The 15,256-nt window shown below is 43.0% G+C and carries 8 protein-coding genes; 7 read left to right on the top strand and 1 reads right to left on the bottom strand.

Annotation, left to right across the window (positions count from 1 at the left end; all coding sequences use genetic code 11):
- Positions 1-46 precede the first annotated feature (46 nt).
- The 6 genes from aceE to NDQ71_RS08430 all read left to right on the top strand — a co-directional run bounded on the left by aceE (position 47) and on the right by NDQ71_RS08430 (position 9,573).
- Positions 47-2,713, top strand: a complete 2,667-nt coding sequence (gene aceE, locus NDQ71_RS08455) for a pyruvate dehydrogenase (acetyl-transferring), homodimeric type (RefSeq protein ID WP_301562576.1) — start codon at positions 47-49, stop codon at positions 2,711-2,713.
- Between the two features lie 10 nt (positions 2,714-2,723).
- Positions 2,724-4,634 carry a pyruvate dehydrogenase complex dihydrolipoyllysine-residue acetyltransferase gene (gene aceF / locus NDQ71_RS08450; protein WP_301562575.1) on the top strand — a complete coding sequence of 637 codons (1,911 nt, stop codon included), beginning with the start codon at positions 2,724-2,726 and terminating at the stop codon, positions 4,632-4,634.
- A gap of 199 nt (positions 4,635-4,833) precedes the next feature.
- Positions 4,834-6,261 carry a dihydrolipoyl dehydrogenase gene (lpdA, locus tag NDQ71_RS08445; protein ID WP_301562574.1) on the top strand — a complete coding sequence of 476 codons (1,428 nt, stop codon included), beginning with the start codon at positions 4,834-4,836 and terminating at the stop codon, positions 6,259-6,261.
- 350 nt (positions 6,262-6,611) lie between these two features.
- The gene (locus NDQ71_RS08440) at positions 6,612-7,301 is read left to right on the top strand and encodes a tRNA-uridine aminocarboxypropyltransferase (protein WP_301562573.1); all 690 of its coding nucleotides are present in this window, start codon (positions 6,612-6,614) and stop codon (positions 7,299-7,301) included.
- Positions 7,302-7,965: 664 nt separating this feature from the next.
- On the top strand, positions 7,966-8,412 hold the full coding sequence (locus tag NDQ71_RS08435; RefSeq protein ID WP_192543277.1) for a transposase: 447 nt from the start codon (positions 7,966-7,968) through the stop codon (positions 8,410-8,412).
- A gap of 714 nt (positions 8,413-9,126) precedes the next feature.
- Positions 9,127-9,573, top strand: coding sequence for a transposase (locus NDQ71_RS08430; protein ID WP_192543277.1), 447 nt, complete (start codon positions 9,127-9,129; stop codon positions 9,571-9,573).
- 1,047 nt (positions 9,574-10,620) lie between these two features.
- Here NDQ71_RS08430 and rapA read toward each other — a convergent pair.
- Entirely contained in the window at positions 10,621-13,515 is a 2,895-nt protein-coding gene (gene rapA, locus NDQ71_RS08425; RefSeq protein WP_301562572.1) for an RNA polymerase-associated protein RapA, read from the bottom strand.
- A 297-nt stretch (positions 13,516-13,812) separates the two neighbouring features.
- Here rapA and NDQ71_RS08420 point away from each other — a divergent pair, with 297 nt between their 5' ends.
- On the top strand, positions 13,813-15,210 hold the full coding sequence (locus NDQ71_RS08420; protein ID WP_064667165.1) for a PhoH family protein: 1,398 nt from the start codon (positions 13,813-13,815) through the stop codon (positions 15,208-15,210).
- Positions 15,211-15,256 lie beyond the last annotated feature (46 nt).

Genomic DNA, 15,256 nt, shown 5'->3' with positions numbered 1-15,256 from the left:
GTACTAATTAAGAACATTCGTATTTTAAACATAAGGAAACCTCCATATGTCTGAAGTCAATAAAATTGACGTAGACGCGCTAGAAACACAAGAGTGGTTACAAGCTCTTGAATCAGTTGTGCGTGAAGAAGGTGTTGAACGTGCTCAGTTTTTACTTGAGCAAGTATTAGAGCAAGCCCGTTTAGACGGTGTTGATATGCCAACCGGTATCAATACTAACTACGTTAATACGATCCCGGTAGATCAAGAGCCTGCATACCCTGGGGATGTAAACCTTGAGCGCCGCATTCGTTCTATTATTCGTTGGAACGCAATCATGATTGTATTGCGTGCATCGAAAAAAGATCTCGACTTAGGCGGCCATATGGCGTCTTACCAGTCGTCTGCTGCATTTTATGAAGTGTGTTTTAACCACTTCTTTAAAGCACCAAACGAAGTAGACGGCGGTGACTTAGTTTATTACCAAGGGCATATTTCTCCTGGTATTTATGCGCGTGCATTTGTTGAAGGTCGTTTATCTGCTGCGCAGTTAGATAACTTCCGCCAAGAAGTTGATGGTAATGGTCTACCTTCATACCCGCATCCTAAGTTAATGCCTGAGTTCTGGCAGTTCCCTACGGTATCTATGGGCCTTGGTCCTATCGCGTCTATTTACCAAGCGCGTTTCTTAAAGTACTTAGATGGCCGTGGCTTAAAAGACACCAAAAACCAACGCGTATATGCTTTCCTTGGTGATGGTGAAATGGATGAGCCAGAATCACGCGGTGCTATCTCGTTTGCTGCCCGTGAAAAGCTAGACAACCTTTGCTACCTGATCAACTGTAACCTACAACGCTTAGACGGCCCAGTAATGGGTAACGGTAAGATCATTCAAGAACTTGAAGGTCTATTTAAAGGCGCTGGCTGGAATGTAATTAAAGTAGTTTGGGGCAGCGGCTGGGATATCTTACTTGCTAAAGATACCACAGGTAAGCTACTACAATTGATGAACGAAACCATCGATGGTGACTACCAAACTTATAAAGCGAAAGATGGCGCGTACGTACGTGAGCATTTCTTTGGTCGTTACCCTGAAACAGCAGCACTTGTGGCTGATATGACAGATGACGAAATCTTTGCCCTTAAGCGTGGTGGTCATGAGCCATCAAAACTATACGCTGCATTTAAAAAAGCGGAAGAAACTAAAGATCGCCCAACTGTTATTCTAGCTAAAACTGTAAAAGGTTACGGCATGGGTGAAGCGGCTGAAGGTAAAAACATCGCGCACCAAGTGAAAAAAATGGACATGACTCATGTGGCTCATTTACGTTCACGTTTAGGTTTACAAGATTTAGTGTCTGATGAAGAAATCAAAGAGCTACCATACCTGACCCTTGAAGAAGGTTCTCCAGAGTATAAATACCTACACGCTCGTCGTGATGACCTGAAAGGTTACACGCCAACCCGTATTGCTAAGTTCTCTGAAAAGTTACAGTTACCAGAAGTAGAAGCATTTAAGCCACTACTTGAAGAGCAAAAGCGTGATATCTCTACCACTATGGGCTTTGTTCGTGCACTGAATATCTTATTAAAAGATAAAGGCATTGGTAAAAACATCGTACCAATTATTGCTGATGAAGCACGTACCTTTGGTATGGAAGGTTTATTCCGTCAAATCGGTATTTATAACCCGCATGGTCAAAACTACACACCACAAGACCGTGATATCGTTTCTTACTACAAAGAAGCAACATCAGGCCAAGTATTGCAAGAAGGTATCAATGAGTTAGGTGCAATGTCTTCATGGGTTGCTGCGGCAACATCATACAGCACTAACGATTTACCAATGATCCCATTCTACATCTACTATTCAATGTTCGGTTTCCAACGTGTTGGTGACATGGCATGGATGGCAGGTGACCAACAAGCACGTGGTTTCTTATTAGGTGCAACAGCGGGTCGTACCACGCTAAATGGTGAAGGTCTACAGCACGAAGATGGTCACAGCCATATTCTTGCCAACACAGTACCTAACTGTATTTCTTACGATCCAACTTATGCTTACGAAGTAGCGGTAATTATGCAAGACGGTATTCGTCGTATGTACGGTGAAGACCAAGAAAATATTTACTACTACCTAACGCTTATGAACGAAAACTACGCGCAACCTGCAATGCCAGAAGGTGCTGAAGAAGGTATTCGTAAAGGTATCTACAAGCTTGAAAGCTACGCAGGCAAAAAAGCCAACGTGCAGCTATTGAGCTCAGGTACTATCATGACTGAAGTACGTAAAGCGGCAGCTATCTTAAGTGAAGATTACGGTATTGCATCTGATGTGTATTCAGTAACGTCGTTCAACGAATTAACTCGTGAAGGGCAAGATGTTGAGCGTTTCAATATGCTTAACCCTGAAAGCGAACAGAAGACTGCCTACATCACCAGTGTACTGAATGACTCAGTGACTGTTGCCGCAACGGATTACATGAAAAACTACGCAGAACAAGCGCGTTCATTCATTCCAAGCAGCAACTACAAAGTATTAGGTACCGATGGTTACGGTCGTTCTGATAGCCGTGAAAACTTACGTCGTCACTTTGAAGTTAACGCAGGCTATGTTGTAGTTGCTACGTTATCTGAACTTGCTAAACGTGGTGAGGTTGAGAAGTCAGTTGTGGTTGAAGCACTTAAAAAGTTCAACATCGACACTAACAAACTTAATCCACTGTACGCATAAGAGGTTTGCAATGAGTATTGAAATTAATGTACCAGATATCGGTGGCGATGAAGTCGAAGTAACCGAAATCTTAGTAAGCGTTGGTGACAAAGTTGAAGTTGACCAATCACTACTAACCGTTGAAGGCGACAAAGCATCAATGGAAGTACCAGCTGCGCAAGCAGGTACTGTTAAAGAAATCAAAGTAAACGTGGGTGACACGGTTACTACGGGCTCTTTAGTATTCTTATTCGAAGGTGAAAGCGCTGGCGAAGAAAAAGCGCCAGAAGCTGCGGCTAAATCTGAAGACGCAGCACCCGCTGCCTCTTCAGGTTCATCAACGAAAGAAGTTACTGTACCGGATATCGGCGATGATGAAGTTGAAGTGACCGAAGTGATGGTTGCAGTTGGTGACAGCGTTACAGAAGAGCAATCTATCTTAAACGTTGAAGGCGACAAAGCGGCAATGGAAGTACCAGCGCCGTTTGCAGGGACTGTTAAAGAAATCAAAGTTGCCACTGGCGATAAAGTAAAAACAGGCTCTTTAGTGTTTGTTTTTGAAGTTGCCGGTGGTGAGTCTGCGCCAGCTAAAGCTGAGGCCGCTCCAGCTGCTGAATCTGCGCCTGCACAAAGTGCTGCGCCGAGCAGTAAAGAAGTTAACGTGCCAGATATCGGCGGTGATGAAGTTGAAGTCACTGAAGTGATGGTTGCTGTAGGCGATAAGGTTGAAGAAGATCAATCAATCTTAAACGTTGAAGGCGATAAAGCGGCAATGGAAGTACCAGCGCCGTTTGCAGGCACAGTAAAAGAGATTAAAGTAGCCGCGGGCGATAAAGTATCGACCGGTTCACTTATCTTTGTATTTGAAGTTGCAGGCAGTGCACCTGCTGCTTCTGAAAAAGCGGCACCGGCACCGGCATCAGCACCTGCGGCTAAAGCAGAATCTGCTCCAGCACCACAAGCAGCACCTGAAAAAGCAAGTAATGAAAGCTTTGAGAACAACAGTGCGTATGCTCATGCATCGCCTGTTGTGCGCCGTTTAGCCCGTGAGTTTGGTATTAACCTTGCAAACGTTAAAGGTTCAGGGCGTAAAAACCGTGTTGTTAAAGAAGACGTGCAAAACTATGTGAAGAACTTAGTTAAGCAAGTTGAGTCTGGTCAGTTATCTGCTGGTAACGGCAATGCTGGAGGCGGTGAGCTTGGATTAATTCCATGGCCAAAAGTTGATTTTGCTAAGTTTGGTGAAATCGAAGAGAAGAAACTGTCTCGCATTCAAAAGCTATCAGGTAAAAACTTACACCGTAACTGGGTGCAAATCCCTCACGTTACCCAGTTTGATGAAGCTGATATCACCACGCTTGAAGAGTTCCGCAAAGAGCAAAATGCCCTTAGCGAGAAGAAAAAGCTAGGTGTTAAAATTACGCCACTTGTATTTGTAATGAAAGCAGCTGCAAAAGCATTAGCTGAGTTCCCAACATTTAACTCGTCGTTATCTGCAGATGGTGAAAGCTTAATCCTTAAAAAGTACATCAATATCGGTGTTGCAGTTGATACGCCAAACGGTTTAGTTGTACCAGTGTTTAAGGATGTAGATAAGAAAGGCATCATTGAATTATCACGTGAACTGATGGAAGTATCGGTTAAAGCGCGTGACGGCAAGCTAACATCGTCTGATATGCAAGGTGGCTGTTTTACTATCTCAAGCCTTGGTGGTATCGGTGGTACGGCCTTTACGCCAATCGTAAACGCGCCAGAAGTTGCAATTTTAGGTGTATCTAAATCTGAAATGAAACCGAAATGGAACGGCAAAGAATTTGAACCTAAATTAATGGTGCCACTTTCAATGTCATACGACCATAGGGTGATTGACGGTGCACTAGCGGCACGCTTTACTGTAACGCTTGCAAGTTACATGAGCGATATACGCCAGTTAGTAATGTAATGCACTAATTGATGCATCTAACTAAATAAATAGAATCAAATCCCAGCCAGTTGTTTTTTGCTGGGATTTTTACCATTTGCAATGATACAATCTTTGTCTATCTTGCATAAATTTTTGATCTGCTCTCCCTTTCTGCCTTGCAGAAACATGGCAGTTAAACTTTAGGGCAGTGTCCCGTTCAAACAATTAAGGTAAAAGCATGAGCAACGAATTAAAAACTCAAGTTGTTATACTAGGCGGTGGTCCTGGTGGTTATTCTGCGGCTTTCCGTGCTGCTGACTTGGGCTTAGAAGTTACACTAGTAGAATCTCGCGACACATTAGGCGGTGTATGTCTTAATGTGGGTTGTATCCCTTCAAAAGCACTTTTACACGTAGCTAAAGTAATTGATGACGCTGCTGAAATGTCATCTCATGGTGTTACTTTTGGCGCCCCACAAATTGACTTAGACAAAATCCGTTCATGGAAAGAGTCTGTCATTGGTCAGTTAACTGGCGGCCTAGACGGCATGGCTAAAATGCGTAAAGTTAAAGTGGTTTACGGTTATGGTAAATTTACTGGCAGCAACACCCTTGATGTTGAAGGCGCAGATGGTAAAACAACCATTACCTTTGATAACGCTATTATCGCAGCAGGTTCGCAACCAGTTAACTTACCTTTCATCCCAGAAGATGACCGTGTAATTGACTCAACTGGCGCGCTTGAGCTTAAAGACGTACCAGAAAAACTACTTGTATTAGGTGGTGGTATTATCGGTCTTGAGATGGGTACTGTGTACCGTGCGCTTGGTTCTGCAATCGACGTAGTTGAATTTGCTGACCAACTAGTACCAGCGGCTGATAAAGACGTTATCAAGATTTACCAAAAGTACGTGAGCAAAAAGTTCAATGTAATGCTTTCTACTAAAGTGACAGGCGTTGAAGCAAAAGACGACGGCCTATATGTAACGTTTGAAGGTAAAAATGCCCCGGCTGAACCAGTACGTTATGACAAAGTACTAGTTGCTGTTGGTCGTACACCAAACGGTAAACTGCTTGATGCAGACAAAGCGGGCGTTAACGTTGATGAGCGTGGCTTTATCAATGTTGATAAGCAACTTAAAACAAATATTGATCATATCTTCGCGATCGGTGACATTGTTGGTCAACCTATGCTTGCACACAAAGCGGTTCATGAAGCACACGTTGCTGCTGAAGTTATCTCAGGTCAAAAACACTTCTTTGACCCTAAATGCATTCCTTCAATCGCGTATACTGATCCAGAAATCGCTTGGGTTGGTGTAACTGAGAAAGAAGCAAAAGAGCAAGGCTTAAGCATCGAAACTGCGGTATTCCCGTGGGCTGCATCAGGTCGTGCCATTGCATCTGCTCGTACTGAAGGTCAAACTAAACTTATCTTTGATAAAGAAAGTGGCCGTGTTATCGGTGGCGCTATGGTTGGTATCAACGCAGGCGAAATGCTGGGTGAAATCGGTCTAGCGGTTGAAATGGGCGCAGATGGCGAAGATTTAGCACTTACTATTCACGCTCACCCAACATTGAACGAATCAATCGGCCTTGCAGCTGAAATCTTTGAAGGTTCGATCACTGATTTACCAAACAAAAAAGCAGTTAAAAAGAAGAAGTAAGTTCTTTTAGTTAATTGTTTAAAAAACCCAAGCCTAGGCTTGGGTTTTTTGTTTTGTAGGCGCGGGTGTGTAATATGTAATACCTTGTAGGCGCGGGTTTACCCCGCGCAATTAGATTAAAGTTCGTTTAGTGATTAATTCACCACCGAGAACACAGAGAAGAAATAAGTGATTTTTTAATTTGGTTTCTCTGTGTAGCGCGCAGCGCCTTTGTGCCCTCAGTGGTAAATAATGGGCTTTATCGCGAGGTAAACTCGCTGCTACCAATACGTAGGCGTGGGTTTACCCTGCGCAAATGTGTTATAATATCCGCCGAACAAATTTAGGTACTTTTTTAGGTGATAAACCACGTGACTAACCGCTCTGCTAATTCAGTACTTGCCTTGCGCGCTCAGCAAATTAGCGAATCTCGCCGAGAGTTTAATGCCCGTGGCGGAAAAATGGATCGCTGTGAGCAATGCTTAATTGCAAAACATTATTGTATTTGTGACGGTGTAGAGCAGGCACAATGTGATGCTGCGGTTTGTATGCTGATGTATCATAACGAAAGCTTTAAACCTTCTAATACCGGGCGGTTGATTGCTGAAATAGTCCCTAACAACTATGCTTTTCGCTGGGACAGAACCGAGCCTGATGCAAAGCTATTAGCGTTATTGAGCGACCCACAATATCAGCCTATGGTGATTTTTCCTGCCACGGATGTTGAAGATGCCACGCGTGTAATAACCGAAGTGCAAACCCAGCCAAATAAACGCCCCTTGTTTATCTTTTTAGATGGCACATGGCGTGAAGCGAAAAAAATGATCCGCAAAAGTCCTTATCTTGATAGTTTGCCAGTGCTGTCGATCACCGCTGAAAAACTCTCAGATTATCGTTTGCGAATTGCCCCTCATGCTCATCAACTTGGTACGGCTGAAGTGGCTATTATGGTGTTAGCATTAGCTGGGGAGGATGATGCTGCAACAAAGCTTGAGCAGCATTTTATGAAATTTCGCGATGCGTATTTATTAGGCAAGCGCAACAAAGGCAGGCCTTTGTAGGCGCGGGTTTACCCCGCGCAAATGTAAAATGTAAGCACGGGATAAAATTCAGCCACGGCACAACTTCTGTCGCGATATAAAATCGCTGCTACGAATGTGTTATACCTTGTAGGCACGGGTTTACCCCGCGCAAATGTAAAATGTAAGCACGGGATAAAATTCAGCCACGGCACAACTTCTGTCGCGATATAAAATCGCTGCTACGAGATGTGCAATATCTCGTAGGCGCGGGTTTACCCCGCACAAATATGGTAGTGTAAATACGAGATAAAATTCAGCCACGGCATAACTTCTGTCGCGATATAAAATCGCTGCTACGAATGTGTAATATTTCGTAGGCGCGGGTTAACCCTCGCAAATGTAAAAATGTAAGCACGGGATATAATTCAGCCACGGAACAACTTCTGTCGCGATATAAAATCGCTGCTACGAGATGTGCAATATCTCGTAGGCGCGGGTTTACCCCGCACAAATATGGTAGTGTAAATACGAGATAAAATTCAGCCACGGCATAGCTCCTGTCGCGATATAAAATCGCTGCTACGAATTTGCAATACCTTGTAGGCGCGGGTTTACCCCGCGCAGTATCAAGTTAAATGAGCTGCAAATTTAACAACGTTTGAATTTTGTTCTACTTTTATACTTTACCTACAAGGATTGGTAGATGTATAAATCTCAAAATTTAAGAAAGGGACGGGTTTCTTTATCAAATCATTTTTATGCAATTACCCTCGTTACACATAATCGCAGTAATTACTTTGTAAGTTTGGATTTTAATCGCCAAATTATAAAACAAATGCAGTTATTGGAAGTACAAAAACACCTAAAATCTAATGCCTTTAGTATTATGCCAAATCATATCCATTGGCAATTCCAGTTGCTAAATAACACCCTTTTACCACAAATAATCCGTTGCTTTAAAGGACGAACAGCGGTTGTATGCCGTGAATTTGGTATTTATAAGTTATGGCAAAAAGGATATTACGACCATTTAATTCGAGATGAGGATGATTTGATTAATAATGCGCGTTATATAATCGCGAATCCACTAAGAGCTGGCTTGGTTAAAAATGTAGCTGATTATCCATATTGGGATTGTGTTTATGTTTAAGCCCCTGTCGCGATATAAAATCGCTGCTACGAATGTGTTATACCTTGTAGGCGCGGGTTTATCCCGCGCAAATGCAAAATATAAGCACGGGATAAAATTCAGCCACGGCACAACTTCTGTCGCGATATAAAATCGCTGCTACGAATGTGTAATATTTCGTAGGCGCGGGTTAACCCTCGCAAATGTAAAAATGTAAGCACGGGATAAAATTCAGCCACGGCACAACTTCTGTCGCGATATAAAATCGCTGCTACGAATTTGTAATACCTTGTAGGCGCGGGTTTACCCCGCGCAAATGTAAAATGTAAGCACGGGATAAAATTCAGCCACGGCACAACTTCTGTCGCGATATAAAATCGCTGCTACGAGATGTGTTATACCTTGTAGGCACGGGTTTACCCCGCGCAAATGTAAAATGTAAATACAAGATAAAATTCAGCCACAGAACGGCTCGCTGTCGCGATATAAAATCGCTGCTACGAGATGTGCAATATCTCGTAGGCGCGGGTTTACCCCGCACAAATATGGTAGTGTAAATACGAGATAAAATTCAGCCACGGCATAGCTCCTGTCGCGATATAAAATCGCTGCTACGAATTTGCAATACCTTGTAGGCGCGGGTTTACCCCGCGCAGTATCAAGTTAAATGAGCTGCAAATTTAACAACGTTTGAATTTTGTTCTACTTTTATACTTTACCTACAAGGATTGGTAGATGTATAAATCTCAAAATTTAAGAAAGGGACGGGTTTCTTTATCAAATCATTTTTATGCAATTACCCTCGTTACACATAATCGCAGTAATTACTTTGTAAGTTTGGATTTTAATCGCCAAATTATAAAACAAATGCAGTTATTGGAAGTACAAAAACACCTAAAATCTAATGCCTTTAGTATTATGCCAAATCATATCCATTGGCAATTCCAGTTGCTAAATAACACCCTTTTACCACAAATAATCCGTTGCTTTAAAGGACGAACAGCGGTTGTATGCCGTGAATTTGGTATTTATAAGTTATGGCAAAAAGGATATTACGACCATTTAATTCGAGATGAGGATGATTTGATTAATAATGCGCGTTATATAATCGCGAATCCACTAAGAGCTGGCTTGGTTAAAAATGTAGCTGATTATCCATATTGGGATTGTGTTTATGTTTAAGCCCCTGTCGCGATATAAAATCGCTGCTACGAATTTGTAATACCTTGTAGGCGCGGGTTTATCCCGCGCAAATGCAAAATATAAGCACGGGATAAGATTCAGCCACGGCAAAGCTCCGGTCGCGATATAAAATCGCTGCTACGAATGTGTAATATTTCGTAGGCGCGGGTTAACCCTCGCAAATGTAAAAATGTAAGCACGGGATATAATTCAGCCACGGAACTGCCCATGTCGCGATATAAAATCGCTGCTACGAATTTGTAATACCTTGTAGGCGCGGGTTTATCCTCGCAAATGTAAAAATGTAAGCACGGGATAAAATTCAGCCACGGCATAGCTCCTGTCGCGATATAAAATCGCTGCTACGAATTTGCAATACCTTGTAGGCGCGGGTTTACCCCGCGCAAATGTAAAATGTAAGCACGGGATAAAATTCAGCCACGGCATAACTTCTGTCGCGATATAAAATCGCTGCTACGAATGTGTTATACCTTGTAGGCGCGGGTTTATCCCGCGCAAATGCAAAATATAAGCACGGGATAAGATTCAGCCACGGCAAAGCTCCGGTCGCGATATAAAATCGCTGCTACGAATGTGTTATATCTTGTAGGCACGGGTTTACCCCGCGCAAATGTAAAATGTAAATACAAGATAAAATTCAGCCACAGAACGGCTCGCTGTCGCGATATAAAATCGCTGCTACGAATGTGTTATACCTTGTAGGCGCGGGTTTACCCCGCGCAAATGTAAAATGTAAGCACGGGATAAGATTCAGCCACGGCAAAGCTCCGGTCGCGATATAAAATCGCTGCTACGAATGTGTTATACCTTGTAGGCACGGGTTTACCCCGCGCAAATGTAAAATGTAAATACAAGATAAAATTCAGCCACAGAACGGCTCGCTGTCGCGATATAATCGCTGCTACGAATGTGTTATACCTTGTAGGCGCGGGTTTACCCCGCGCAAATGTAAAATGTAAGCACGGGATAAAATTCAGCCACGGCACAACTTCTGTCGCGATATAAAATCGCTGCTACAGGATGTGCTTAATGCGATACCACAATTAAGCGAATGGCATCTAACTGCAACTGTGCTTTGCCGATATAACTTGTCAGCTCGGTGCGTTGCTTGTCGTAGAAGGTTAGCTCTTCTTCACGAATATTAGGATTGATCTGTTTCAACGCCGCTAAACGCGCTTGCTCTTCACTGAGTGATTGTTGCATTTGCTCAAGTGCTGCGGCTCTAATCACCTCTAGCTTAGTTTGTGCCATATCTTGGGCTGTTTTAAGCATTGGATGAATCGCACTTTGTAATGCGCCTGCTAGTTTACTTGCTGTTTGACGGCCTACCGCTGAAAGCTGCTGGTTAAAGCCATCAAATCCGACGTTATCAGCTAAGTTGTTGCTGGCTTTATCTAATAAAATACGAATTGGCGTCGGTGGTAAAAAGCGGCCTACTTGCAATGCTTTTGGTGCCATGGCTGCCGCTACGTAAATTAGCTCAACAAAGAAGGTACCCGGCGGTAACTTTTTGTTTTTAAGCAGTGCGACCGAGGCGGTTCCAAAATCATCATCGCAAATCATGTCTAAAGTGCCTTGCACCATAGGGTGATCCCAGCTAATAAAATGAACATCTTCTTGGGCAAGCGCTGTATCACGGTCAAACGTGACTGTCATACCGTCGTCTTTTAAGCTTGGGAATGATGGGTTTAACATATGCTCAGTCGGTTTTAAGATAATGGTATTTTCACCTTTATCTTCTTGGCTAACACCGAAGGTGTCAAACACGTTGATCATATAGCTTGGCAGTTCAAACTGGTTGTCTAATTTTTCAATATCGACAACCAGCGAGTCAGCTGCGCCTTGGCCCGATGAGTGTAATTCAAGTAATCGGTCACGCCCACTTTCCATTTGCTTACGCAGTACGGCGTTTTGTTTGGCAACTTGCTCTAGTAATGGCTCTAACTCGTCTTCATCACAGTTATGCGCAGCAATAAACTCAAGCAGCTCATCTTTGAACTCTTTATATAATAATTGGCCGGTACTAGAGGTGGTTTCAAAGGCGTCTAAGCCTTCGTTATACCAACGTAGTAACACTTCTTGGGCGTTGTTTTCAAAGTACGGCACATGAATATTGATATCTTGAGTTTGGCCAATACGGTCAAGGCGGCCAATACGTTGTTCAAGTAAATCAGGGTTCAATGGTAAATCAAATAACACTAAGTGATGCGCAAACTGGAAGTTACGACCCTCAGAGCCAATTTCAGAGCACAGTAATATTTGTGCGTTGTCGTACTCGTCAGCAAAAAACGCAGCTGCACGGTCTCGTTCAATAATCGTCATTCCTTCGTGGAAAACAGACGCTTTAATTGCTTCACGCTCACGTAAGATTTGCTCAAGGCTGATTGCGGTTTCTGCTTTGGCACAGATCAGCAGTACTTTTTCGCGTTTTAGAGTTTTTAGGGTGTCGATCAACCAATCAACACGCGGATCAAATTGTCCCCAACTGGCGCTTTCGCCTTCAAATTCTTGGAAAATCTTTTCAGGGAATAGAGCACGTTGCGCGCTCAGCTCTGCATTTTGAATGCCGCTGATATTACCTAACACTGAAATGGCTGTTTTATATTGCTTTGGCATTGCCATAGGGTAAGCATGTAATTTGCGGCTAGGGTAGCCATCAATGCCGCTACGGCTATTTCTAAATAAAATACGACCTGTGCCATGGCGATCTAATAACATGGCTAAGATTTCTTTACGGGCCGCAGTATCGCCATTTTGTGCTTGTTCAAGCACTGTGGTGATATCGGTTTCTTTTAATAGCTCAATCAGCGTGGTTTTGGCGTTGTCATCCAGTGCTTGCTGTTGCAGTAATTGATTGGCCGCCTCTGCCACATGCTTATAATTACTTTCTTCTGCCACAAAGGCGTCGTAATCGTAAAAGCGATCAGGGTCGAGTAATTGTAGGCGTGCAAAGTGACTACGGTGACCAAGTTGATCAGGCGTTGCAGTAAGTAATATTAGGCCTGGAATATCTTGGCTCAGTTCAGCCATGCGTTGATATTCAGTGCTTGGTTTGCCGTTATTGATACTTAAATGATGCGCTTCATCAACAATCAGCAAGTCCCACTCAGCCATGGTGGCTTGCTCAAACCAGCGTTTTTTCTTGGTCAAAAACTCAAGGCTGGTAAGCACTAATTGTTCGGTGTCGAACACATTAGGTGAATCAGCAAAGGCTTCATCGCAGCGCTCTTCATCAAAAATTGAGAAGTGTAAATTAAAGCGACGCAGCATTTCTACTAACCATTGGTGCTGAAGATTTTCAGGCACCACAATCAGTACACGACTGGCACGGCCACTGATAATTTGTTGATGTAAAATCATCCCCGCTTCAATGGTTTTACCAAGGCCTACTTCATCAGAAAGTAATACGCGTGGCGCAAAACGTTTACCCACTTCTTGCGCAATATAAAGCTGATGCGGAATTAAACTTGCGCGCTGACCAATCAAGCCTTTAATTGGCGATTGCTGACGTTCAAATTGATGTTGCCATGTTTGATAGCGTAAGGTGTAGCGGTCAAAACGATCTACTTGGCCGGCAAATAAGCGGTCTTGTGGTTTATTAAATTTAATAAAGTGATCTAAAAAGGTTTCTTTTAGTTGTGCTTGTTCGCCGTTATCAACACGGGTGCCATGATAACAAAGAAGTTCGCCTATCGTTTCAATTGACTCGACTGTAAGTTCCCATTCTTCAACGCTTTTGATCACATCGCCTGGATTAAATGCCACACGAGTAACCGGTGCTTCTAGCATTGAATAAACACGGTTTTCGCCACTGGCGGGAAATAAAATGCTGACCTGACGGCCTTCAAGGGCAACCACTGTGCCTAATCCTAAATCTGACTCTGTATCACTGATCCAACGCTGACCTAAGGAAAAATTCATGTATGTCTCGTCTATGAAGAAAAAGGCGGCTATGTTACCTGTTAGCTAACACCACTGCAAGGTGCGAACTAGCTCACTTTTAATTAATTTAGCAACTGTGAATTATTCCTATTTAAGCGCAGGCTTCAGGGGATTAATTCAAAACAAAAAAAGGTTTGTCATAAAACAGACTTTTATGACATCTAAGCTAAACTTAGAATATACCTTAGCAATTAAATTTTTCAGGGTGGAATACACACCCGTTTTATTTAATTAGTTGGGTATAGCATAAAAATCATAAAACGTAAGGAAAGTGCTATGGAAAAAGCTTCGAACCTTGATAGTAAAATGTATGTGCTAGATACCAATGTATTACTCCACGAGCCCCTCGCTTATTTATCTTTCCAAGAACACGACGTAGTGATCCCTATGACAGTTTTAGAGGAACTGGATCATATTAAAGACCGAAAACACGATGTCAGCCGCGATGCCCGTGTGGCTATTCGTGGTTTGGATGAAGTACTCAAAGACGCTAGCCCTGAACAAATGCTGCAAGGGGTAGCATTACCTAGTAATAAAAAGGCTAAAGCGTCATCCGCAGGCACTTTAATCATTGTTAACGATCATTTATTCGCTGATTCAATTTCTGGTTTACCGGGTAATGAAAACGACCACCGTATTATTAACTGCGCCGTACATTTACAAAAGCAACACCCGCACTGCAAGGTCGTGCTAGTAACTAAAGACATCAACATGCGTTTAAAAGCAAAAGGCGCAGGACTTAAGTTTGTTGAAGATTATCGTACTGATCAATTAATCGATGATATTGCGTTACTTAGTAGCGGCTATAAAAAAATAGAGGGTGACTTTTGGCAACATGTAGGGGAATGCGAGACCGAGCAACATGGCCGTGATACGTTTCATAAAGTGGCAAAGAGCTTGATCCCCGATGTATTTAGTAACGAATATTTACTGGACGACAGCGGCCACTTTGCGGCAAGAGTAAAGTCGTATGATGAGCAACATATTATGCTCAAAGATATCGGCGTTGAACGGCTTATGCATCAATCTGCATGGGGAGTAAAACCAAAAAATATCTACCAAGGCATGGCAATGGATGCGTTACTTGATACCGGCATTGAATTAGTTATTTTAACTGGCCCCGCAGGCTGTGGTAAAACATTACTCGCGCTTGCCTGCGCCCTAGAAATGGTGGTTGAAAAAGGCATTTACGATAAGGTAATCGTCACCCGAAACACCCCTGAAATAGCTGAATCAATTGGTTTTTTACCAGGTACCGAAGAGGAAAAAATGGCGCCGTGGTTAGCGGCGATCACCGATACCTTAGAGGTATTACACAAAGGCGACGAAAATCCTATTTCAAGCCGTAACTATATTATGGAAAAGGCCAACATACAGTTTAAATCGGTGAACTTTATGCGTGGTCGCAGCATTCAAAATGCGGTGGTGATTTTAGATGAAAGCCAAAACTTAACCGCCTCGCAGCTAAAAACCATTATTACCCGTTGTGGCGAAGGCACAAAGTTGATTTGCTCGGGTAACCTTGCGCAAATAGACAGTAACTATTTAACCCCAGTGACATCTGGATTAACCTATATTGTGGAGCGCTTTAAAGATTTTGAAGGCAGTGCCACGGTGAATTTAAATGGCGTAGTAAGAAGTCGATTAGCTTCGTTTGCGGAGGAAAATTTATAGCTTGCGCAGTCTCGCTTGGCTCGCTAACCTTGTTCACAAGTTTAGC

It is taken from the genome of Pseudoalteromonas sp. KG3, assembly GCF_030436385.1.
Classification (GTDB): domain Bacteria; phylum Pseudomonadota; class Gammaproteobacteria; order Enterobacterales; family Alteromonadaceae; genus Pseudoalteromonas; species Pseudoalteromonas prydzensis.
This window is presented reverse-complemented; position numbering and strand designations above follow the sequence as displayed.